We start from the raw sequence: 22,185 nt of genomic DNA on the forward strand, positions 1-22,185 counted from the left end.
ACAAAACGTCATAAAACGCTAGTGAAATATGATTAATTTTAAAAATAAAAAAAGCCTGTCAGCCGCTAAATAAAAGGCTTTCAAGCTACAAGCAAACATGTGATGCTGCAAAACTGTGGAAAAAATAGAGGATGATCCGAGTCATCCGGTCTATATTCAGACTGTGTGGGGAGTTGGTTATAAGTTTAATGAAAAAATGTGTGAATAATTAAATCAGATCCAGTGTTGTGTGACTGTCAAAAAATGATAGATATTTCTGATGGTTCGTGGTATGATAAAGACAGAAACATGAGTGCTATTTTAAGAAAGGGTGATGGTTATGGCATTGGCACAGGCAACGAAATCCCGTGAAACAACTTATACGATCAACGATGCAATGGATGTCCTTCTGTCAAAGCTGGATGAAGCCATTGACGATATGGAAAATGGCAGAGTGCAGACAGTGGAAGAAGCATGGGCAGAAATTGATGCAGTATAAGGGGTACGGATGGAAAACAAAAAATACAAAGTTGTCATTGCCCAGAGCGGCAAGCTGGATGTGAAAGAAAAAAAGAAATATATCCTTCAGCAATTTAAGTACCGGGAATATGCAGAAAACTTTTCCAAAAAGATTAAAAAAGCGGTTCTTGCACTTGATACACTTCCGACCGGGTATAATACAACAGGCTTCCGGTATCGTGGTTATGATATTTACATGAAACCGTGTGAATCCTATCTGCTGTTTTATACTGTGGATGAAGCAGTGAAAACAGTTACAGTTCTGCGTGTCATGCAGGATGGAATGGACTGGCAGTATATCATCAATCGGTGGCTGCGGGAAAACGCATAGGATATACAAAAAGATTATAGTGACAGGCAGTATTCAAACAGATTGGGTACCGCCTGTTTTTATGTCCGCTGAAAACAGATGGACAGCAGAAGAAAAATATTAGAAAATAACGGACAGATTGTGAAATTTAAAAGAGAAAAAACTTTTTCAAAAATATTCAAAAATATTGGAACATTTTAATGGGACTTCTGCCATGTATCAGTAGGGGGGTGATTTTGGATGAAAGATGTAAAAGAACAGAAGCAGAATGACAATGGAGAAATCATTGAAATGAAGCAGGGACAGGTGATAAAAATTCCAAAGAACAGCGGCAAAGCATGGCTGACATTATTTTATAGTCTGCCGCAGGAGTTTGTCAGCAAACGTCCTGTTTATCTGAACTTCCCACGCTGCCCTTATGAGGTGCTGCGGACGGATAAATATGACAGTATGATAAACAATGATACATTTCTGGAACTGGTATGGGATTGTGTGGCATGGAGCGCATGGCAGTATTTTGAAGTTCCATATCAAAAAGGCGGCTACCGGGAGATACCCGGCAGTGCGGCGCAGTATTCCGGGGACTTTCCGTTGTGGCGGCTCTCTTACTCTATGCTTCCGCTCCTGCGTGACAAATTTGAGGTCAGCGGATTTTCTTTCCAGCAGCTTTACAACGTGCCGGAGGGAACGGAACTTCCGTGGCTTACTTATCAGCAGTTTGGCAACCTGATCGGTACCCTCGTGCCGGAAATTATACAGGAACAGAACTGGCAGCCTATGATCGATGAAATCTGGAACAACCGAACCATTGAGGACTTCGATAAAAGGGGAAGTCAGGTAAAACTGGACTTCATGCGTTCGTGGGAACACAGCCGTTCCAGGAAAAAGGCGGTATCCATAGAGCAGCTTGCAGAGGATGCAGAAGAAAATAGCATAGACTTTGATATTCCGGATACAAGGAGTGCGTTTGAAAATTCGGTGTTGTCAGAGCTTCAGATTGCGGAGTTTGCTGCAGGGCTTTCCGAACGTGATAAAAAGATTCTGGAAATGAAAATGAAGGGGCATAGGTTACAGGAGATTGCGGAAGCTGTAGGCTATAAGACACACGGTGCGGTGCTGAAAAGAATCCGCCATATTGCAGACTGTTATGAGGATTTTATCTCGGAAGAATATCAAAAATATCTGGAAACATTCTAATCCATCCATCCCATCGGCGGCTATCCTTACGATAGCTGCTTTCTTTTACCCATTTCCGGACAGGGGGTGATTTTTGTGGGGAAAGAATTATTTGAAACGCTGCCGGACGTGCTGGATGCAAAACTGCTGGCATCGGCCCTTTCTATTTCAAAGGCAGGAGCGTATCAGCTATTAAACCGTCCGGATTTTCCAACCTTGCAGGTGGGAGGGCGGAAACTTGTCACAAAGCAGAAGCTGGCTTTGTGGATGGAACAGCATACAAATAAAGCAAAACAGGCGGGAGCCGGAAAGGAGAAAAAAGCAGATGAAACTGACAAAGTATGAGCAGGAAACGATTATCAATTTTAATAATGATGAACAGGAAGCCAGTATTTATACAGCCAGCCCGCAGATGATGCGAAAACTGGATGCACTGGCTGCAGCTTATCCGGAGCATTACCAGGTGGTAGAGCAGACCGAAGTGAGTAAAACCTATTCCTGTGAAAAACACCTCATCAATCTTCGGAAACCGAGAAAGGTAAACGAGGAGCACAGCCAATGGGCAAGGCAGAGGATGCAGGAAATGAACCGCCATAAAAATGCGGGAAATTTATGAAAGAACCGCACACAGAGGTGACAGCTCTGTGTCAGGAAGAAAGCTGTCCGTGAAAATACGGAAATTAAGAAAAATAGAAAACCAAATGGCAGGAGAGCGGCTATGGACATGGAAAAGGTTCAGGCTGTTTTTTTATGCCATAAAATAAAAAATCAAACAGAAAAATGAGAAAAGGAGTATAAACACATGATAAAAAACAGGAATGAAACCAGTGCTGCAATGGATAAGGCACTGAAAAATCTGGAACAGGCAAAGGCAAGATATGAGGCAGAGCGCAAAAAGGAGAATGAGAAACGCAGGAAAGCACAGAACCATCATAAATATCTGATGGGCGGCATTGTTGCAAAGTATTTCCCGGAATGTTATCAGTATGAAGAAAAAGAACTGAATGTGATCTTGTCAGCGGCTCTTGCTTCGGCAGAGTGCAGGCAGGCGGTGGAAAACGTAAAAAGGATGGAGAAAAATGCGGATGAGATGGAAGATGAAAAAGACAGAAACGGCGGTCACGCCGATGAAACGAAGACAAAAGAAAACAGCGGCGGATACGCCAATTCAAAAGATTTTGCGGGTGGCAGTTTTTCGCAGGGAGTGTAAGCAGTATCTCCGGGAGTATGGGTTCACCCCAGTTATGGGGTGCGCACAGATAGACCACACTCCGTATGGTCTTGTGCGCTCTCCGAGGGCACCTGCGGTGGGCGTTGCCTGCCTTGCACCAGTCAAGAGGGGAAATAACCTTTCCCCTCCGTCCGCTGCGCTTCCTACCCCCTTGTATCCTTTGCATCTGCCCGTAACCCGGAAAACACACCCGGCTTTCGTCCATCTGCAAAGGCTTTTCTTGCAGCCCTCTATTTTACGGTAAGGGAGGAACTTTGTGAGTATGCGCACGAAATATGCCAGCACAAGGTTCAGCATTGTAAAGCGGAGCAAAGGGCAGTCGGCGGTAGATGCAGCTTCTTACATCAGCAGGAGTGTTCTTGTCAGCGAGTATGACGGGAAAACGTATCGCCCGAAATACCATGAAGATTTGGTGCATTGTGAAATCAATCTCCCGGAATATGCACCGGAGGAATGGCTGGACAGGGCAGTGCTGTGGAACTCTGTGGAGCTGAATGAGAAACAGAAAAATGCCCAGCTTTGCCGGACACTGAAAGCAGCACTTCCAAATGACTGGAGCTATGAGCTGGCAGAAGAAACGGTGCGGGATTATGTGCAGCGGAATTTTGTTTCCAAAGGGATGTGTGCGGACTGGGCAATCCATGATTCTGTTAATCAAAATGGCATCCATAACCTGCATTTCCATCTTATGCTCACCCTGCGCCCGGTGGAAGAAAACGGGAAGTGGGGAGCCAAGCAGAGAAAGGAATATATCCTTGATAAAGACGGCAATAAAATCCGCAATAAGTCCGGACGGGGATTTAAGAGCAGGGCGGTAGATGTGAATGACTGGAATGAAAAAGGTAATTCCCGGAAATGGAGAAAGGATTTGACGGACACCATCAATGTGGTGAATGACCGGATCGGACTGCCGGAGTACTGGGAACACCGTTCTTTTAAAGAGCTGGGACTGGAGCAGGAGCCGACCAGGCACTTAGGTCCGATTGCCAGTGCATTGGAGAGGAAAGGCATCCGTACCGAAAAAGGGGATGCGAACCGGGCAATCATGGAGCATAACCAGACGCTGCAAAGGGCAAGGATGTTCTATGATATTGCATGGAACAGTGTGAAAAATTTGGAGAAATGGGAACAGGAAAAAGCTGCGGAAGCTGCAAAGAATGCCGCAGAAAAGAAAGCAGGAAAAATGGCAGGAGACATCCCTGCGGCACAGGAAGGTGAAGCAGAACAGACGGCAGTTGGTTCGATACAGAAAGAAACTTCCGGTACAAAGGAAGTCAGCGTATTTGCAGCGATGAAAAATGAGGTTCTGGAAATGCTGGAATGTATTCTTGCAGCATTTGGAAGGCTTCATCTGCCGCTGATACAGGCACCGAATTTAAAAAAGGTAAGTAATCGTGCAGCACTGATGGATATTGAAAACGTGCGGAGGTTCGTGGAAGAAAAAGGCATTGACAGCTTTGAAGCACTGGAAACCTTTGCAGTACAGCAAGAAGCTTCCAAGAAAGAAGCAGAGGAAATCTGCAACAGAGATGGAAGGGAAATCCGGCGGTTAAAGGAACTGTCAGAGGCTTATGCCACCTATGCTCCATACATTCCCATCCGTAATGAATATCTGCAGAAGAAAGGAATCGCACAGGCAGTTTATCACAGCCAGCATAAGAAAGAACTGGAAACGGCGAAAGAACTCCGTATTCCGGTCTATGAACTTCTTCGGGAAGGAGAAAAATTCACACCGAAAAAGTGGGAAGCACAGATCAAAGAGCTGACACAGGAATACGAGAAACAGTCCAGACGTTACGGCAGGAGTACCGTCAATCTTGCCTATGTGGAGTTGCTTCGTCATAACCGGAAGATAGATGAGCGGGAGCAGAAGAACAAAGACCAGTCCCAGAGCCGACAGCATGAAAAGATGGACAGGGGGCAGGAGCAAAAGAAGAAACGTCAGGAAATGGGACTTTAGATTTATACATCGTTAAGGAAAATCTGCCGGGATGTCCCCCGGCAGGCAGAAAGGAGATTGCAATGAGTAAAGATTGCAGGACTACGAAAAACAGAAACAATAGTTTGACATTTGGTGTGCTGGCAGGGATAATCCTCTGCCAGCATTGGTATTTATGGAGGGATTTTATGCAGAGAAAAGCAGGGAACCGCCGGAGAGAACCGATCCGCTATGTGGTGGAACATGTTTATTCCGGCAAGGAGAGCATGGAAAAGGTACTGACTGCCGTTAGTGAAGAAGCGGCGAAACAGAATGTAAAGGAGAAGCTGGAAAATCAGAAAAAGGTGGGATGAGAAAAGATGCAGATTTCACCGGAAAAATAAAATCAGCAGTTGCAGGAGGTGGCAGGAATCGCTATAATAAAGACAGCGTATTTCTGTCACTGGATATTGAAGAAACCACAGGAGGTCAATATGCAGACAACAGAAATCAGAGAAACATGGACAGCACTTTATGCAAGATTATCATTGGATGACGGCAACGTGGGCGAGAGCATGAGCATCCAGAGCCAGAAAGCGATCCTGACAAGAAAAGCAGAGGAACTGGGGATTTATAATTATCAGTTTTATGTAGACGATGGTTATTCCGGTACGAATTTTGTTGAGGTAAGATAACGATACCTTTTTTGCAGAGGGTGTTATCTTACCTCTTTTTGATGTATGTTAGATAGCATAACTCTTTACGTCGGCTCCTATCTGTCTGAAATAGGAGATACTTTCAGTAGGCTTGTCGCCTGTATCAACTCTGCCGACAAAGCTATAAAAGATTTCGATTTTGCGGGTGTTCGTTTCCTTATCCAGTTCGTGAATAAGAATACGGTCAATAAATTCATGGACGTTTTCGTAGGTCAGTTCTTCAATCGCTGTGTATCTGCGTACCAGTGCGACAAACCTTTTTACGTCCGCGCTGCGCTCGGTGGCGTTGTCGATTTCCTGTGACAGCTCCGCAATCCTCCGGGTCAGCGTCTTTTTTTCTTCATCATAGCCGGAAGTCAGAAAAGCAAATTGTTCATCTGAAAGTTTCCCTAAAGCGTTGTCCTCGTAGAGCTTGCGGAATAAGATGTTCAGCTCGTTAATACGGTTCTGCGCCTTGTCAAGTTCTTTCCGCTGCTGTGTCAGCGTCTTTTGTACTGCCTTTGCGCTGCACTCGTTGGCGGTTTCGATAAACTCCTGTTCATGCTCTTTCACATAAGACGTTACTCGCTGCAAGTCTGCAAGGACAAGTTCTTTCAATACGCTTTTGCGGATATAATGCGTAGTGCAGAGCATATCATTTCTTGCCCGGTTGCGGTAGTTGCCGCAAGTGTAGGCGTGTTTCCGTTCAAGCGTCCCGGCTCCGCGTACTGCATACATTTTGTAGCCGCAGTCCCCACAAAAGAGCAGCCCGGAAAACAGGTCAATTTCATCAACCTTTGTCGGGCGTTGCCGGGTGGCAATCCGCTTCTGTGCAAGTTCAAAGGTTTCTTCATCAATCAAAGGTTCGTGAGTGTTGGGGAAGAAATACCTTTTTTCCTCCGGGTTCTTTTTCGTCTTTTTCGACTTATAAGATACCTTGTAGGTTTTCCCGGTTATGGTATGCCCTAAATACTCTTTCCTTGTCAGAATGTCGTACAGTGTCTTATCCGGCCAGTTGTACCATGCGTTGAGCTGTGGGCGGGGGTGGCGTTTGCTCCCTGTCCTGCGGTAGCGCAGTTCCCCGACGGTCAATATCTCATTGTCCCGCAGCCAGTTCTGGATTTCACACATACGGTCGCCCCGTACATACATTGCAAAAATCTGTTTTACGACGTGTGCCGTTTCCGGGTCGGGTATCAGATGATTGCGGTTATCCGGGTCGATAAGGTAGCCGTAAGGAGCTTCGCCGTTGACGCGCTCGCCTTTCTGTGCCTTTGCCTGTTTGACAGCCCGGATTTTCTTTGAGGTGTCGCGGGCGTAAAACTCGTTGAACCAGTTCCGCAGAGGGGTAAACTCGTTATCTTCCCTCGCTGTGTCTACACCGTCGTTAATGGCAATGTAGCGCACTTCGTATTCGGGGAAAACAATCTCTATCAGTTCGCCGGTTTTCAGATAATTACGTCCCAGACGGGAAAGGTCTTTTGTTATGACGGTCGCCACGTTCCCGGCTTCAACCTCATGCAGCATGGCTTGAAGCCCCTCACGCTCAAAGCTCACGCCGGAAAATCCGTCGTCTACAAAAAAGCGTGTGTTGAAAAAGTGGTGTTCGTCAGCATACTTTTGTAAAATCAGTTTTTGGTTCTGTATGCTTTCGCTTTCCCCGGCTTGCATATCTTCCTGGCTCAATCTGCAATATAAAGCGGTAATCTTGTCTGTCTGTAACATTTTGTCCTCCTTTCCGACGACAGACAAGCATGGTATTTGTACTGTCTATATTATACCACATACCGCTGCCTGTGTCATGTATAAAATGTGAAGAAACGCCCTATTTCCGGGCGTTTGCGGGGTTCAGCTCCATGTCCTTGCGAATGAGCTTCTTTATCTTTTTATCCAGTGTGTCCGTTGCGCGTTCACTTGCGGACGAACATACAAGGTAAGTAACTTTTCCGATTTTATGCTCCGTTGTGGTAACGGGCGTCTGGTTTTGCGTCAAAGAAAATCCCCCTTTCTTTCGCAAACATATAATACAGTCTATGAATAGCAGCAAGTCCACTATTCAAGAAAACAAAGGCTTTAATCGGACGGTTATTAGCATAACCTCATGGGAATTTCACCCCGGCATGGTTCTCATGCAGCCCTACCCATTGCCTGCGACGCTCTTAACGCTCGGACTGTGGCTGTAAGGAAGTATCATTGTATATTTTGCGTGTCGTCGCCCGCAAGCCGCTACACTTGCTTTCCGGCGCGGTGTTGGTCGCTCGGCTGTCCGGGCGGGGATAACCTCACCCGGATAGCGTCATGGCGCACCCACCGTATGGCTCGGCGCAAAAGGAACGTATCCGATTTGCCCTATGCTGCGCCGCCGTTATCTTGCGCCGCTTTCTTTGTCAAGGTTCAGAATGGCTTTGCTGCCGCGTCAGCAGCGGAACGGAAAAGGGGGAGAGAGAAAGCGTCCCGCCGCTGCGGTTTATTCCTCTGCCTTAAAGGTGAGGACAGCCATCATCAGTTTTGCTTGCAGCCGTTCCCGAATGTCGTGGTCTACGCCAAAATAGACGTTCCCGCGCTCGTCGTACAGCTTCCGCATGGAGAGGCGGGCTATGTAGCCGCTGAAATGCTGCAAGACAATCTTCATAGCGTCCGGGTCGCCCTTTGTCGCTGCCAAAATGACAGGATAGGGAACAAGGGCTTTTTCCGGGTAGCCGGGTTCGTTACCATTCGTCCCATTCATCAGCATTTTCCTCCAGATATTTTTTTAGCAGCTCAAAAGAGCTTGTCCGCCTGTACTGTATCGTGCTTCTCGACGTATCGAACAGCTCCGCAATCTCGGTGTCGTTCATTCCCTCGAAATAGTACAGGAGTACGGCTTTGCGCTTTTCTTCCGGCAAAGTACGGATTGCTTCAAGAAGCAGCTTCGGCGTGATTTTCTTCCCGGCTCTTTCAAAGGCGATTTCCCCTTTGAAATATTCATCAAAGGTATGAAGCTGCCGCGCTTCTTCTAAGGTCAAGTCGGAAAAGGTAATCTCCCTTGCCTTATGCCTGTGCAGCTCTTTGTGAGCGTCACACGCTTCATTGTGCAGTACCGTATTACAAAACTTCTGGAAAGCGCACTGTTTTATAAACTCCCTGCGATTAGGTTCCACATTCTCACCCCCTTTCTCGTTGGAAAGTTGGTGGTGCTTCCCCCTTTTCGCGGGGCAATACTGCCTTTTGAAAAAAACGCCGAAGATTTTCGGATTTTTTTCAAAAAATTTTTTGAGCAGCAAAATACGCCTGTCCGAAAAGCCCGGACAGACGTATAGGTATTGTAAGCGGTATTCAGATGATTAGACAGTTCATATTGATAGACGTAGTTTTCCCCGGCGGTGGTCGGGCTTTTTTTGATGTGTCAATGACCGTCGGATTTTGTCGATATGGTATGTGCTTCATGGCGGCTACCTCCTTTTAGCCGCCGCTTTTAACAGTGATACCGCGTCATTTCATTAGAAGATAAAAAGAAACGGCGGCTTTGGTTTTTCAAAGCTGCTGCGGAAATCAAAGAACGACAAGCAACAGTTCTGATTTTGCTCCAATATGGTTATTGGGGGCACAAATTAAATCAAAAAAGAGCCGATAACAGCAGTATTTCAAACTGCATATTATCGGCTCTGCGTCTGTGCGTCTGGCTCTTTTAATTAAATTATTTTTGTTGTTTTTTGGCTTTATTATATGTATTAGCTAACTGTCCACAAGCTGCTTTAATCTCTCTACCATGAGAAACTCTCATGGTAACTTCAAGTCCTGTTTGCTCTAATTGATGTTTGAACGCAACCATTTCTTGTTTTTGTGGTGCTCTAATTTTTGAATTACTCGTCGGGTTGTATTGCAGCACGTTAATCATAACATTTTTGCCCTTAAACCATTTTGCAAGTTGCCTTATATCTGAGGAACGGTCATTTATACCTGGTAAAAGCAAATACGCAAATACCACTTTTCGATTATGCCTTTGTGAATAGGACAATGCTTGCTTAACAACATCTTCAATAGCGTACATGTGCATATGAGGAATGATGCAGTTTCTCGCAGCCTGTGTTGCTGCATGTAAAGATATTGTCAACTGAATTTTTAGATGTTCTTCGCGCAATTTTTTTAATTGATTAACTGGACCAACTGTTGATACGGTAATGCCGTCGGTTGGAAAGTTAAGTCCATTTCTATCTCGAAGAATATGGATTGCTGCAATCAAGTTGTCGTAATTGAATAAAGGTTCTCCCATTCCCATAAAAACGATACGATTTACTTTTTGACGTATCAATATGACCTGTTGCACAATTTCAGATGGTGTTAGATTACGAACGAAACCATTGCGTCCGGACTCACAAAAAATACAGCCAACAGAACAACCAACTTGCGTACTTACGCAAACAGTCCCACCATCTCGCCGTTTAATAAAAACCGTTTCGATATACCTGTTGTCTTTCAATTCATAAACATACTTTTCAGTATCGCTACTTTTATAGACTTTTTTTGTTGATATTGATAGATTTTTTTTGTGAAATGGCTGTTTATACAATTCCGCATATAAGGCTCTTGCTTTATCCTCTCCAATTACTTCCGACATTTCTTTGTAAGTAAATCCGTATGGGTCATTCAATATTTCCGTAAGTGTACTTTTAGGTAAGTGTTTCATTTAATATCCTTCCTTTTGTTTTTCAGAGTTTTTGATTATGATTTCTAATTTTTCAACATCAATGATATGTGTTAATTATTTAGGGCAGAAAAGAGGAAAATTTCTTAATACCGTATTATAAAATACTTGAACCCTCGTCTTTCCGTTACAAATTGGACATTTTATCCAATATTTTTCAAGCATAATATTTCTCCTTTTGTGCAAAAAAATACAGGTCAATTCTCAACATGAGCATTGACCTGCATTTATACATATAACACTACAACAAAATTAAGGCATAGTTTTTATACTATGTCTATACATCGTTAGTTTTGTTGTATAGCATATGCAAAATAAGCATGACAAAAAAGCCCATATTGAAAATGGGAAAAATCTTTTTTGATTTCAATGCTTATCGAATACGCATGCTATGTAACATAAACATTTCCCCCTTTTAATAATACTATACAAAAAAAGCGGCTAATTGTCAACATATACATATGAATTATTTTGGCTAACTGATTGAATTGTGTAGACATATCCAAGAAGAAAGGGGAACAGTAAAATGTAACAGGGTGAATAACTATGGCAAAAAGACCAGTACCGAAATACGATTTCAAGGCTTTTGGGGCAGCGATAAAGGCGGCGCGGACAGGGCGCAAGGAGAGCCGCAAGAAAGTGAGCGACGAAATGTTTATCTCGCCGCGCTACCTTGCGAACATTGAGAACAAGGGGCAGCACCCAAGTTTACAGATTTTCTTTGAGCTTATGCTCCGCTACAATATATCCGTAGACCAGTTTCTTTTGGAAACGCCGCCAGAGAAGAACACGCAGCGGCGGCAGCTTGACGCGCTTCTTGACGGTATGAGCGATACAGGCATACGGATTGTGAGCGCAACGGCAAAGGAGATAGCGGAAGTCGAAACAGAGGGCAGATAAGAAGTGTCCGTCAGAATTGAATAAGGTTTAGAGAGCGTTGTAATCTTTTTTTGAGGATTGCAGCGTTTTTCTTTTGCGGAAGTTTGGCAAAACCGGGCATAGCTCCGTAGTAAGGCATAAGGGATAAAAACATTCGTAGCAAGCATAGGAAGCGGGTACCCACTTCCGTATTTTCCCCTCCCGCGCTGCGGCGCGTCGGTTGAAAATTGCTTGTTGGGAAGTGTCCCAAACCCTCGGAACGGAAAGGAAAGGAGCGAATACATGAACGGACGCAAAAGAACGGTGCAAATCAAATTCAGAGTGACGGAAGCGGAACGGGATTTAATACTGGAAAAAATGAAGCTCGTACCCACCCGGAACATGGCGGCATATCTGCGGAAGATTGCCATTGACGGGTATATCATTCAGATAGACCATGCCGATATAAAGGCAATGACCGCAGAGATACAGAAAATCGGTGTCAACGTCAACCAGATAGCACGCCGCGTAAACGCGACGGGGAACGCATACCAAGAGGACATAGAGGAAATAAAGGGGGTGCTTGCGGAGATATGGCGGTTACAAAGATTAAGCCTATTAAAAGCACTCTAAGCAAAGCCCTTGACTATATCGAAAACCCGGACAAGACGGACGGAAAAATGCTTGTGTCCTCTTTCGGCTGCTCCTATGAAACGGCAGATATTGAATTTGAATATACCTTGTCCCAAGCACTCCAAAAGGGGAACAATTTAGCCTTTCATCTGATACAGTCCTTTGAGCCGGGGGAAGTCGATTATCAGAAAGCCCATGAAATCGGAAAGCAGCTTGCCGACGCGGTAACAAAGGGGCAGCATGAATATGTACTCACGACGCACATTGACAAAGGACACGTCCACAATCACATTATTTTCTGCGCCGTAAATTTCGTAGACCACCGCAAATATAATTCCAACAAAAGGAGCTATTACGGCATACGGAACATGAGCGACAAGCTGTGTCGGGAAAATGGCTTGTCCGTCGTCGTTCCCGGCAAGGGCAGCAAGGGAAAGAGCTATGCGGAGTACCAGGCAGAAAAGACGGGTACAAGTTGGAAAGGCAAGCTAAAGATTGCCGTTGACGCGCTTATCCCCCAAGTTTCCAGTTTTGAGGAATTGTTGCAGCGGTTACAGGCGGCGGGCTATGAGATAAAGCCGGGGAAATATGTGTCATGCCGCGCCCCCGGACAGGAACGCTTCACCCGTCTTAAAACCCTCGGCGCGGATTATACAGAGGAAGCCATAAGGGAACGGATAGCGGGCAGACGGGCAAAGGCGGCGAAAGCCCCCAGAGAGCAGCGCGGCGTTTCGCTGCTTATCGACATTGAGAACAGTATCAAGGCGGCGCAGAGTAAGGGCTATGAACAGTGGGCGAAAATCCACAATCTGAAACAGGCAGCAAAGACCATGAATTTCTTGACGGAACATAAGATTGAACAGTACGCGGATTTAGTCAGCCGGATTGAAGAAATGGCAGCGGAAAGCGGACAGGCGGCAGACGCATTGAAGGACGCGGAAAAGCGGCTTGCGGACATGGCGGTGCTTATCAAGAATGTTTCCACCTACCAAAAGACAAAGCCCGTCTATGACGCATACCGCAAGGCAAGGAACAGGGAGAAGTACCGCGCCGGACAGGAACAGGCGATTATCCTACATGAAGCCGCCGCAAGGTCGCTGAAAGCGGCGGGCATTGCAAAGCTCCCGAACCTTGCCGCGCTGCAATCGGAATATGAAGCCCTCCAAGCGCAGAAAGAAGCCCTTTATGCCGACTATGGGAAGCTGAAAAAGAAAGTCCGGGAATACGATATTATCAAGCAGAACATTGACAGCATTTTACAGGCAGACAGGCAGCCGGAACGGGAAAAGGGAACAGAGCGCGGATAAGGATAGCAAAATCCCCGCCGCTGTGCTATGATAGGGCTATCAAAAAGCAGAGGAGCGTTGAGCATGGAAAACCAGAAAATGCCGGAATATGAAACCATACGCGCCGCCGTTGCCGGGGAAAAATGGGCGGTGGAGAAAGTCGTGGAGTGCTACAAGGACGAAATCGACAGGCTATCGACGGTAGCGGTCAGACAGCCGGACGGAAGCACGAAACAGGAAATCAACGAAGATATGCGCCAGTCCATCACAAAGAAGCTGATAGAAGCCCTCCCGCAGTTCCCGCTTGAAGAAATGGAAAAGGGAAATGTCAGATAGGCAAAAAAAGAACAGGGCGCGGAAGCCAGTATATGACTTCCGCGCCCTGTCTTTTTATGGGTGCTGTTTTCGTGAATGTTACGCAGTAGAACGCCATTTTTGGGGGTAAAGGTATAAAGTATCGCCTATCCGATTTTCACGCCCGGAAAGCCCTGTAAATCAAGGGATTTTCCGCGCCTACTGCGTAACAGGGGCGCGTCTTTTCCTCATGCGCTCGGCGGCTTGTCTGCGGGTGATACGTTTCCGGCAGACGGGGCAGTATTTGACACTGTTAGAGGTTGACGCAAAGAACGCGCCGCACTCGGTACATTTCTTCTTATCCCCTGTCTGGTAAAGCTCCGCATAAAGCAGCCTGTCGGCGGGAAGCACCGCAACCCGGAACCACTTGCAGAGAAGCGAATAGGAAATGAGCTGCGGACATACGCACTCGTCCCCGTCGTCCAGTAAGATACAGTTCCCGTTATCATAATTGCAGCACGTCCGGCGCACAAGGGCGTTGACTTTCCGGCTCTGGGGCGGCGTCAGCCGCTTAACCCCGTTCATACTTCATCAGCGGCGTAAATGGGAAGCTCTGCAAATTCCGCTTCGGTCAAAGCGTCCACTTTGGAAAGGGTGCGCTTTGCAAGCTCCCGCATATCCGCGTCCATGTAGGGCAGCGCGGCGTTGACATTCTCAATCAAAGCCCGCTTGCCGCCCTCGTTGTAAATGCTCAAAAGGTTTGTTTCTTCAACAGTCAGTCTAATCATGCTCATACCTCCATATCGTGATTTTTTGTTTTTGCCGCCGCCTTTTTCGGGGCGGTCTTTGCCTTGTCTGCTTTAAGCTGCGCCCGGATAGAGGGGCGGGGCTTCCTTATCTCCCTGTCCCGGTTCTCCCCCTTGTCAATCAGCGCATACGTCCCATGTCTGCCCTCGATTTTGGAAAAGGAAAGGGTCTTGTAGGGCAGCATGGAGAAAAGGCGGTCAGTGTCCTTTGTGGCTGCAAGCCGCATGAACGCCGGGGAAAGCTCTGCCATGAAATGGGTCTTGTTCGGGCTGTTCGGCTCGTAATGCCGCTTCATTTCCCGCACAATGCGCCGCGCTTCCGTTTCAATCAGCCCGTCCCGCAAAGCGGCAATATGCGCCTTGAAATCCCCCGGCGAAAGCTGCTCCCGGCTGCGCCGTTCTTCCTGTAAGAGCGATTGCAGCGCGTCCGGGTCGTTGGGTACGGCTTCAAAGCGTTCAAATTTCCCAAGCTGCGGGTCTGGGGTTCCGTCAAAATATCTCCCGGCTTCCTGTACCCTTTCCCCATGCTCATAAATCAGCTTCACCGTATCGGCGGGCAGCTCCTTTTCCTTGACGCGCTCATAATGTTTAGAGTAGTCCAGTTCGTACAGATTGCCCTTGATTTTCCCGCGCTCCTTTCCCGTCAGCTCGATTGCATAGGCAAGAACGCGGTCGCTTGTCTGCTCCATGTAGAAACGCCATGTGTTGTGGGGCGCGGTGTCTTTGAGGAAAACGTCGCGCTCCCGGAAACAGTGCGTCCCGGACGGGCGGCAGAACCACAAAAGTGTTTTGTCCTCCCTGTGGGGGCTTGCCGCCGCCTTTGCGATAATCTCTTTGTCAATGTCTAAGTCGCTCTGGTAAAAGCCTGTGTTCTGCTTCATAATCGCTTCAAGGGAAGCAAACAAATCCATGTTTTCAAATTTGCTCTGTTCCGGCATGGGTCAGCTCCTTTCCAAGTCCTGTGACTTCTGCTTTGCGTTTTTCTTCTGTGCCTTTTCCTTGTCGGCTCTAAGCTGCGCCCGGATAGAGGGTTTCTTTTCCGGCTTCGCTCCCTTGCCGCGCTCCTTGTCGGCTTTGACAGCGTTAGCCAGGTCAACAAGGGAAATCTGCTCGCCCGCCTTTACCTTTGCTTCCAGTTCGTCAACGGTGGGGGTGTTGTTGATGATACCGTCAATCATGTTCCCGTTCTGCTCTGTGGTCTGCTCGGCGGTTTTCAAGGGATTGTCCCGCTGCGCCTGTTCTGCGGCAACGGCAAACGCCCGCGTCCCATTCCCCATAATCAGATACTTTCCGTCGTCCGACTGGTGGTGAAAGCCATATCCGGCGGCTTCTATCTGCTCCCGGCTCATGGCGGTCACATGGAAAGTCCCCCTCGGTGTCTTGACAGTTTCGCCCGTTTCCAAGTCGTCCGGGGTAAGCTGCTTTTGCTCCTGTAAAAACTCCGGCACTTCCCGAAAACCTACACTGTCAACGAAATGCGCCGCGTCCTGTCCGTCCTGATGAAGCACTACCACGTCGGAAACGGAAAGGCTGTGTCCCTTAAAATCTTTGGGGTGGTCGATATTGAAACAGGTGTAAATATCTTCAAGGGAAGTTTCCGGCGCAAGGGGCGCGGAATAGACAAGCTCATAGTTCGCCCTGTCAACCACATTTCCCGCCGCCTGCAGGCGGTCGTATGGCTCAAAGCGGAAATCCCTTGTTTCGTCCCCGCCCTTTATCTGGTAAATGGAAAAGGTGTCTTTGTCCTGTCCGGCGGTCTGCGCCGTTTCCTGTGCCTTTGCGTAAAGCTGCTTCACGTCGCCCTCGGTCAGCTCGCCGCTTTTGAGCTGCCCCATAAGCTCGCGGCATTTCTCCGGCGTTCCCGTATAAAGCACGTCGCCCATTTTCGCCCGCCCGTTCTCCTGTGTCACATAGGCTTGCAAGAGGTAGCTGTTTTCCCGGCTGTCGCTGTAAGGGTTCCGGCGCACTCTGTAAATCGTTTCCGGGGTAAAGGCTTCTTTCGGGGCTGCGCCCGCTTTTTCCTGTGCGCCGTATTTTCCCGGTGCGGCTGCTTCCGGATCCGGCTTCTCCGGCGCGGCTTCCTGTCCCTCTCTGGTGGGCTGCTCCTGTCCGGCGGTCTGCTCCTTGTCCTGTGCCTTTTGCAGCTCCGCTAAGTTCTCGTCTATGGAATTGATAATCTCGGCGGCTGCGCTGCGTATCGTTTCAAGGGAGCTTTTCAGCTCGGACAGCTCCCGCCCGCTGCTCCACCCGGCGACATAGCCGAAAGAGTAGTCCGACGTGTCAAGCCCGTAATGTTGGCAGACAGTATAGGCGACGCTTTCCGCTTCGACTTCGCGGGTGCGGCGGTCAACGTGGGGCTGCTGCTCGTCCTTTGGCGCGTTGAGGTCAATGTCGTGCAGCTTCGCATGGGCGATTTCGTGAATAGCGGTCTTTAAGGTCTGTAATTCGCTCATGCCCTCGTTGATAGCAATGCGCTTGTCCTCCAAGTGGTAGTAGCCATGAGAGCCGCCCTCGATATTCTCAAAGGCGATAGGAACGGGGGAAGTCTTTTCAAGGGCTGCGAAAAAATCCTTGTAGCGGTCAACGTCGCCTGTCAGCTCGTCAACCGCAATGTCCGGCAGCTCCTTTCCCTCGGTCTGGGAAACGTCAAAGACGGATACCACCTTGTAGGCGGGTATGGTGACTTCCTTTTCCTCGGTGACGGGCTTCCCGTCCTTGCCGATAACGGGCTTCTGCGTGTGCGGGTCGATTTTCTGCATTTCCTGTTTGATTTTATAGGGTGACGGAGCAATGATTTTAATTCCCTTTTGCCCTTTCATCACGTTTCGTTCAAAGTTGTTCTTCCAAGCGGAAAAGCCCGCCACAAGGGAAGCGTCCGGCTTCTGCATGGCGATAAGGACGGTGTTTCGGAAGCTGTAATTATGGAATTTTGACATGACTTTCAGATATTCCCGGTAACGCTCGCTGTCAAAGAGTTCCGCAATACCCTGTTCCAGACGGTCGGTAATCTCTTTGAGCTTTTCGGCGGGCTTCTCGCTCGTCAGCACGATAGGGATAACCGGGCGCGGCTCCTGTGGCTGCTCTGCGGTCTGCGCCGTTCTCTGCCCCGGCGCGGCTGCGTCCATTTCTACCTTTGACGGGTCGGGTCTTTCCGGCTGCGGGGGCTGCGGCGTTACCCGGTATTCCTCCGGCACGTCGCGCCCGTCGTACCATTCTGTAAAGGTGTTGCGGTTGTTGTAGATATAGCCCTTTTCGGTAAACATACCGTCGTCGTTAATGGAAGCGTCCCGCCCGTATTCCTCATACATGAAATACTTTTTCGCTTCTTCGGGAAGTTCCGGTTCTTCCAGTTCATCAACCAGATAACGCCCGTATTCTTCTTCATTGTGGACGGACGGATAAATCCAGTAGCAGTCAAGGTTCTGTGCAAGGTTGATAATGTCCTGTAAGCTGTCGGCATGGTCGCCGTATTCAATGGCTGCAATGAATTTCTCCCGGTCGTCGTCAAACTGCATTTCCAAGAGCTTCCCTAAATAGTTCAGCTCGTCGGGGTGGGAATACTCGCTTAAATGCTCCGTCAAGCCGGGGATAGTGGATTGAAATTCTGTGAAATGCCATTCCTCATAGTGCTTGAAGTCAATCCCGATACGGTCAAAGACTTCTTTCAGATGTTCGGCAGTCGTGGGGAATGTCACCCATTCGCCCGCGGGTCTGCCCTCGGTGTACTTCCCAAGATTGGAAAGATAGCCGCTTAAAATCGGTTCTGCCATTTGTTCGCTCCTTTCTTTTTCAATCATGCGGTGCATAAGCTCAAAATCCTCAATGCTCATGCTCCCGTCAAATACATAGGGGTTAAAATCCTCCCCGTCCCGGTAGGGCTTTTCGGAAAAGGGAAGCCCCGCTTCATGGGCGGCTGCCCTCGCTTCCTCGATAACCTCCGGGGGAAGCCTGTCGTCATGCGCTCCGATAAAACCGTCAATGTCGTTCATGCTGTTTTCGTAGTGGTAACGCACTCCGGCGGTCAGCTCGTCAAGGCTCATGTCCTCGCCTAAATGCCCGCAATAGTAGCCGTTTAAGATAACGGCGGCGGGGTCAATGCTTTTTATTTCCTCTAACCGGCTCCTGTCCTCCGGGTAGAGCGTATCGTCCATATCAAGATGAAAATATTCCGCGTTCCATGAACGCCCCTGTTTCCAGAACGCCACCCATGCGATACCGTCCCTAAGCTCGTCTTGATAGTCCTTTACGGTGTCCCGTAAACTTGCCATAGTGAAAAACCTCCTTTCTCTGCGGCAGCGTCATAAGCTGCATTTTTTGGCTGCATGGTCTACTACGGGTACGCCCGCATTTCTGCCAAATATTTTTGAAAATTTTTAGAGGGTGAAGCCCTCCGCAAAAGAGGGTTTGGGAAACTTCCCAACAAGCAAAATCCCCGTCCGGCGCGTCAGCGTCGCAACGGGGATTTACGGAAGTGGGTACCCGCTTCCTATGCTTGCTATTCAAGTTTTTAGTTCTTCTGCACTTCGATACGGTAGTTGACGTATTTCCCGCCAGTGTCAGCCAAAACGATAATTCCGTCGTAGGTCTTGCCTGTTTTCGGGGAATACAGCTTTTTCACGTTCACTTTGCCGGATTTAAGGAGCGCGGCGGCAATCTTCGGGGAAAAAGCGGTCTTGCGTTCCTCGAAAAAGCGGTCATTCTTCCACATGACAAAGGCACATTCTTTGTTGCTGCAATAATAGTTTTTCTTCCCCTCATGGACGGGGGAACCGCACCGGGGGCATTTGCCGATAGAGGGCTTTTCCTCTCTGAACAAGCCCTTTTTATCCTCCTGTACGGCGGCGTGTGTCTGCACAAGCTCCCGCGTCATAGCTTCAATGCCGGACAGAAATTTGCCGGGGTCTGCGGCTCCCTTTGCTATCTGCGTCAGATTGTTTTCCCATTCTGCGGTAAGCTGCGGGGAAGTGAGCATATCCGGCAAGACTGATATAAGGGCGGCTCCGTTTTGCGTGGGGATAAGCTGCTTCCCCTTGCGCTCCGCAAAGCCGCCCTTTACCAGTTTTTCAATGACGGCGGCGCGGGTGGCGGGAGTGCCAAGCCCCCGGCGTTCCGCGTCCGGGTCGGTGTCCCCGTTCCCGGCTCGCTCCATAGCAGAGAGAAGCGACGCTTCGCTGTGGGGCTTCGGCGGCGTTGTGGTATGCTCCGTTACTTTTGCGGCGGGGTTAGGAAAGCCCTGTCCCTCGGAAAGCTCCGGCAGCGTCACACCCTCATTTTCCCCGTCCTCCGGGTCGGGTTTATCTTTCAGCGTCGCCCGGTATCTGTGTTCAATCTCTTTCCACCCGTCAGAAAGCACCGTCTTTCCCCGCGCCGTAAACTCCGTATCAGCGCATGAGAAAACCGCCGTAACCGCTTCAAAGATATGCGGCTCGGCGGTGGCAGAGAGCAGACGCGCCCCCGCAAGGGTAAGGATATTTTTCTCGCTTTCCGGCAGCGCGTCCGGGTCAGCCTTTGCAAGCTCCATAGTGGGAATGATTGCGTGGTGGTCTGATACTTTCTTGCTGTCTAATACCTTTGCAACCTCCGGCGTGAAGTCCGCGCCCGCCATAAAGGGGAGCTTTTCGCAGAGCAGCGCGATAATGCCCGCTACGGTGCCGCCCATGTCGTCAGTAAGAAAGCTGCTGTCCGTCCTCGGATAAGTAAGGAGCCGCTTTTCATAAAGGGATTGTGCAAGGTCAAGGGTCTGTTTCGCGGTGTAGCCGAAAATGCGGTTCGCTTCCCGCTGCAAAGAGGTAAGGTCAAAGAGCTTCGGCGGGGCTGCGGTTTTCTTCTCTCTGGTAAGGGAAACGCATACCGCCGTTTCTGTTTCGCAAGCCCCTTTCAGCGCGGCGGCTTCTGCCTTGTCTGAAATCCTTTCGCTTGCCGCTTCCGCGCCGGATAAATCAAGGCGCACATGATAATATTTTTCTTTCTGGAAATGGGAGATAGCCGCGTCCCGGTCGGTGAGCATTTTTAAGGTCGGGGTCTGGACGCGCCCCACGTTCAAGGTCTTTCCATACAGGCAGGAGAAAAGCCGGGTGGCGTTAATGCCGATAAGCCAGTCAGCCTTTGCGCGGCAGAGGGCAGACGCAAAGAGCGCGTCGTATTCCCGCCCGTCTTTGAGGGAAGCAAAGCCCGCCTTAATCGCCCCGTCCTCCATTGAGGAAATCCACAAGCGGCGCATGGGCTTCTTGCAGCCCGCCGCTTCGTAGACAAAGCGGAAAATCAATTCACCCTCGCGCCCCGCGTCACACGCATTTACCACTTCGGAAACGTCGGCGCGGTGCATAAGCTCTTTTAGGGTTTTGAATTGCTTCCCCTTGTCCGGGTCAACGGCGTACTGCCATTCCTCCGGCAGAATGGGTAAGCTCTCAAAACTCCATTTTTTATATTGCTCCCCGTAGGCGGCAGCTTCCGCAAGCTGTACCAAATGCCCGACGCACCATGAAATGAGGTAGCCGCCGCCCTCGATATACCCGTCCTGTTTCCCCTTAATGCCAAGCGCGGCGGCGATAGTCTGCGCCACGCTCGGCTTTTCTGCAATCACAAGTCTAAATGCCATGAAAAATCCTCCTTTCAGCGTTCCGGCGCGGTGTGCTTCTTCTCCTGTGCCTGTTTCAGACAATAGCCGATACAGGGGGATTGCGCCTTATAAGGGCAACGCATACACGCCGGGGATTTTGGAACGGGCGGCGCACTGTCACGCCGCCCGGTGGGTCTTTGTACCATCATTTTTTCTAAAGGGTTTTCGGTGAAAAGCGTCATGCTTCCTCGTCCTCCTGTTCTTCATCAGAAAGCCCGTCCCCCTCGTCCTCGTCGTAATCGTCAAAATCGAAATCTTCAAGGTCGGTGTCGCCCTTGACGTTCTGCTTTGGCTTCATAAACTTAAAATAATAGAACGCGCCCCCGCCGCCAAGAAGTGCCACGACAAGGAAAAGCACAAGCCCGCCTGTATTGCCTTTCTCTTTGGGCTGCTCTGTTGGTTTCTCGGTTTCCGGCTCCGCTTCCTTGCCGCTGCAAGCGGTCATGTTGTCCTTGCAGACGGGGCAGCTCACATTTACTTTCCCGGCTTCGCATTTCTCGGTGCAACTGCAAACGGCGGGCGGGGCTGCTTCGGTGCTTCCGTCCTCCATAAGTGCTAAGAGGTCGGCTTCGTCCACTTGATTAAGGAAATGTACTGTGTCCTCGCCCTCGTCGTCCCGGTCAATGAGGATATAAAAATAATTGCCGTTTTTGGTCGTTACGGTGATAAGCTGCTTGTTGCCGCCGAAATCGTCTACAAGGGTCGCGTTCCCGTCCGGGGTAAGGGGTTCTTCCTTTTGGGGTTCCTCGTAGACAACGCCGCTGTCGTTGGTAGCGTCCTCGCCCTCCGGGGTCTGTGCAAAGGCGGTGACGGAAAAGCCGCCCATAAGTACAAGGGCGGCGCAAAGTGCGGTCAAGGTTCTAAGGATTTTCTTATTCATTCTCGGTGTCCTCCATTTCTTCGGTGTTGTGGTCTGCGGGTTCTGCGGGGTAGCCCGGCGCGGCTTCCATGCCCGGAATACCGCCCCCGGAAAGCATAGCGGAAAGCTCATGCGGGGAAAGGCGCATGGAGCGCACAAGCTGTACGATTTGCAGGTTTTCCGCTTCGGTTTTCTGCGCTTCAAGCCCCCTTAATTTGTTCTGGTACTCGGTGATTTTCTCGCGGGTCTTTGCAATCTCTTTGTCGATACGTTCAATCTTGTTCATAGCCATAAATAAATTTCTCCTTTCTTTGCTCA

Annotated in this window: 28 protein-coding genes; 14 read left to right on the top strand and 14 right to left on the bottom strand. The window is 49.0% G+C overall.

All coding sequences use genetic code 11. The features are described from left to right. Nucleotides 1-115 precede the first annotated feature (115 nt). The 10 genes from H8S54_RS13695 (at nt 116) to H8S54_RS13740 (ending at nt 5,828) form a co-directional block, all read left to right on the top strand. Entirely contained in the window at nt 116-208 is a 93-nt protein-coding gene (locus tag H8S54_RS13695) for a winged helix-turn-helix domain-containing protein (RefSeq protein ID WP_330600192.1), read from the top strand. A gap of 111 nt (nt 209-319) precedes the next feature. Then, complete coding sequence (locus H8S54_RS13700; protein ID WP_154108127.1) at nt 320-478, top strand: hypothetical protein; 159 nt, start codon at nt 320-322, stop codon at nt 476-478. Between the two features lie 9 nt (nt 479-487). Continuing rightward, nucleotides 488-829, top strand: a complete 342-nt coding sequence (locus H8S54_RS13705; RefSeq protein WP_055056593.1) for a type II toxin-antitoxin system RelE/ParE family toxin — start codon at nt 488-490, stop codon at nt 827-829. Nucleotides 830-1,048: 219 nt separating this feature from the next. Further along, nucleotides 1,049-2,005 carry a hypothetical protein gene (locus tag H8S54_RS13710; protein WP_055056594.1) on the top strand — a complete coding sequence of 319 codons (957 nt, stop codon included), beginning with the start codon at nt 1,049-1,051 and terminating at the stop codon, nt 2,003-2,005. 75 nt (nt 2,006-2,080) lie between these two features. Continuing rightward, nucleotides 2,081-2,329 carry a hypothetical protein gene (locus H8S54_RS13715; protein WP_055056595.1) on the top strand — a complete coding sequence of 83 codons (249 nt, stop codon included), beginning with the start codon at nt 2,081-2,083 and terminating at the stop codon, nt 2,327-2,329. Further along, on the top strand, nt 2,310-2,600 hold the full coding sequence (locus tag H8S54_RS13720) for a hypothetical protein (RefSeq protein WP_055056596.1): 291 nt from the start codon (nt 2,310-2,312) through the stop codon (nt 2,598-2,600). Before H8S54_RS13715 ends, H8S54_RS13720 begins: the two co-directional genes overlap by 20 nt. Before the next feature lie 186 nt (nt 2,601-2,786). Then, a complete protein-coding gene (locus tag H8S54_RS13725) occupies nt 2,787-3,194 on the top strand; it encodes a hypothetical protein (protein ID WP_070102271.1) in 408 nt (135 codons plus the stop codon). Between the two features lie 283 nt (nt 3,195-3,477). Continuing rightward, on the top strand, nt 3,478-5,175 hold the full coding sequence (locus tag H8S54_RS13730; protein WP_207725622.1) for a MobA/MobL family protein: 1,698 nt from the start codon (nt 3,478-3,480) through the stop codon (nt 5,173-5,175). 167 nt (nt 5,176-5,342) lie between these two features. Continuing rightward, the gene (locus tag H8S54_RS13735; RefSeq protein ID WP_155512691.1) at nt 5,343-5,507 is read left to right on the top strand and encodes a hypothetical protein; all 165 of its coding nucleotides are present in this window, start codon (nt 5,343-5,345) and stop codon (nt 5,505-5,507) included. Between the two features lie 120 nt (nt 5,508-5,627). Then, nucleotides 5,628-5,828 carry a recombinase family protein gene (locus tag H8S54_RS13740; RefSeq protein ID WP_186901670.1) on the top strand — a complete coding sequence of 67 codons (201 nt, stop codon included), beginning with the start codon at nt 5,628-5,630 and terminating at the stop codon, nt 5,826-5,828. A 48-nt stretch (nt 5,829-5,876) separates the two neighbouring features. Here H8S54_RS13740 and H8S54_RS13745 read toward each other — a convergent pair whose 3' ends face one another. From H8S54_RS13745 to H8S54_RS19580, 6 genes are all read right to left on the bottom strand, one after another. Beyond that, entirely contained in the window at nt 5,877-7,553 is a 1,677-nt protein-coding gene (locus H8S54_RS13745; RefSeq protein ID WP_002569190.1) for a recombinase family protein, read from the bottom strand. 100 nt (nt 7,554-7,653) lie between these two features. Then, nucleotides 7,654-7,881: a transposon-encoded TnpW family protein gene (locus tag H8S54_RS18485; RefSeq protein WP_004607973.1), complete on the bottom strand. Its 228-nt coding sequence runs from the start codon at nt 7,879-7,881 to the stop codon at nt 7,654-7,656. Nucleotides 7,882-8,295: 414 nt separating this feature from the next. Next, complete coding sequence (locus tag H8S54_RS13755) at nt 8,296-8,556, bottom strand: helix-turn-helix domain-containing protein (RefSeq protein ID WP_002590583.1); 261 nt, start codon at nt 8,554-8,556, stop codon at nt 8,296-8,298. Beyond that, entirely contained in the window at nt 8,537-8,968 is a 432-nt protein-coding gene (locus H8S54_RS13760; RefSeq protein WP_009255547.1) for an RNA polymerase sigma factor, read from the bottom strand. Before H8S54_RS13760 ends, H8S54_RS13755 begins: the two co-directional genes overlap by 20 nt. Nucleotides 8,969-9,504: 536 nt before the next feature. After that, on the bottom strand, nt 9,505-10,494 hold the full coding sequence (rlmN, locus tag H8S54_RS13765; protein ID WP_004607971.1) for a 23S rRNA (adenine(2503)-C(2))-methyltransferase RlmN: 990 nt from the start codon (nt 10,492-10,494) through the stop codon (nt 9,505-9,507). A 75-nt stretch (nt 10,495-10,569) separates the two neighbouring features. Beyond that, nucleotides 10,570-10,677 (bottom strand): cysteine-rich KTR domain-containing protein, encoded by a 108-nt coding sequence (locus tag H8S54_RS19580; protein ID WP_456298166.1) that lies wholly within the window; start codon nt 10,675-10,677, stop codon nt 10,570-10,572. A 381-nt stretch (nt 10,678-11,058) separates the two neighbouring features. Between H8S54_RS19580 and H8S54_RS13775 the strand changes: the two genes are divergently transcribed. From H8S54_RS13775 to H8S54_RS13790, 4 genes are all read left to right on the top strand, one after another. Further along, nucleotides 11,059-11,412 (top strand): helix-turn-helix transcriptional regulator, encoded by a 354-nt coding sequence (locus H8S54_RS13775; RefSeq protein WP_004607969.1) that lies wholly within the window; start codon nt 11,059-11,061, stop codon nt 11,410-11,412. A 261-nt stretch (nt 11,413-11,673) separates the two neighbouring features. Continuing rightward, a complete protein-coding gene (locus H8S54_RS13780; protein WP_002585086.1) occupies nt 11,674-12,003 on the top strand; it encodes a plasmid mobilization protein in 330 nt (109 codons plus the stop codon). Continuing rightward, complete coding sequence (locus tag H8S54_RS13785) at nt 11,964-13,310, top strand: relaxase/mobilization nuclease domain-containing protein (protein ID WP_002585087.1); 1,347 nt, start codon at nt 11,964-11,966, stop codon at nt 13,308-13,310. The genes H8S54_RS13780 and H8S54_RS13785 overlap by 40 nt, the downstream gene beginning before the upstream one ends. A 63-nt stretch (nt 13,311-13,373) precedes the next feature. Further along, the gene (locus H8S54_RS13790) at nt 13,374-13,625 is read left to right on the top strand and encodes a helix-turn-helix domain-containing protein (protein ID WP_002585088.1); all 252 of its coding nucleotides are present in this window, start codon (nt 13,374-13,376) and stop codon (nt 13,623-13,625) included. Nucleotides 13,626-13,802: 177 nt separating this feature from the next. Here the strand turns inward: H8S54_RS13790 and H8S54_RS13795 are convergent, their stop codons facing one another. From H8S54_RS13795 to H8S54_RS13830, 8 genes are all read right to left on the bottom strand, one after another. Next, nucleotides 13,803-14,168 (bottom strand): cysteine-rich VLP domain-containing protein, encoded by a 366-nt coding sequence (locus tag H8S54_RS13795; protein WP_002585089.1) that lies wholly within the window; start codon nt 14,166-14,168, stop codon nt 13,803-13,805. Further along, on the bottom strand, nt 14,165-14,377 hold the full coding sequence (locus H8S54_RS13800) for a transposon-transfer assisting family protein (RefSeq protein ID WP_004607965.1): 213 nt from the start codon (nt 14,375-14,377) through the stop codon (nt 14,165-14,167). The genes H8S54_RS13795 and H8S54_RS13800 overlap by 4 nt, the downstream gene beginning before the upstream one ends. Further along, nucleotides 14,374-15,327 carry a hypothetical protein gene (locus H8S54_RS13805; RefSeq protein WP_002585090.1) on the bottom strand — a complete coding sequence of 318 codons (954 nt, stop codon included), beginning with the start codon at nt 15,325-15,327 and terminating at the stop codon, nt 14,374-14,376. Before H8S54_RS13805 ends, H8S54_RS13800 begins: the two co-directional genes overlap by 4 nt. Nucleotides 15,328-15,330: 3 nt before the next feature. Then, nucleotides 15,331-18,657, bottom strand: a complete 3,327-nt coding sequence (locus H8S54_RS13810) for an antirestriction protein ArdA (protein ID WP_186901671.1) — start codon at nt 18,655-18,657, stop codon at nt 15,331-15,333. Between the two features lie 239 nt (nt 18,658-18,896). After that, the gene (locus H8S54_RS13815; RefSeq protein WP_186901672.1) at nt 18,897-20,987 is read right to left on the bottom strand and encodes a DNA topoisomerase 3; all 2,091 of its coding nucleotides are present in this window, start codon (nt 20,985-20,987) and stop codon (nt 18,897-18,899) included. Between the two features lie 14 nt (nt 20,988-21,001). Continuing rightward, complete coding sequence (locus H8S54_RS13820; RefSeq protein WP_002569177.1) at nt 21,002-21,190, bottom strand: hypothetical protein; 189 nt, start codon at nt 21,188-21,190, stop codon at nt 21,002-21,004. Further along, on the bottom strand, nt 21,187-21,888 hold the full coding sequence (locus H8S54_RS13825) for a DUF4366 domain-containing protein (protein ID WP_160569318.1): 702 nt from the start codon (nt 21,886-21,888) through the stop codon (nt 21,187-21,189). The genes H8S54_RS13820 and H8S54_RS13825 overlap by 4 nt, the downstream gene beginning before the upstream one ends. Further along, nucleotides 21,881-22,159 (bottom strand): DUF4315 family protein, encoded by a 279-nt coding sequence (locus H8S54_RS13830; RefSeq protein ID WP_160569317.1) that lies wholly within the window; start codon nt 22,157-22,159, stop codon nt 21,881-21,883. Before H8S54_RS13830 ends, H8S54_RS13825 begins: the two co-directional genes overlap by 8 nt. Between the last annotated feature and the right edge of the window lie 26 nt (nt 22,160-22,185).

Origin of the sequence: Blautia segnis (assembly GCF_014287535.1) — a bacterium.
Classification (GTDB): domain Bacteria; phylum Bacillota; class Clostridia; order Lachnospirales; family Lachnospiraceae; genus Blautia_A; species Blautia_A acetigignens.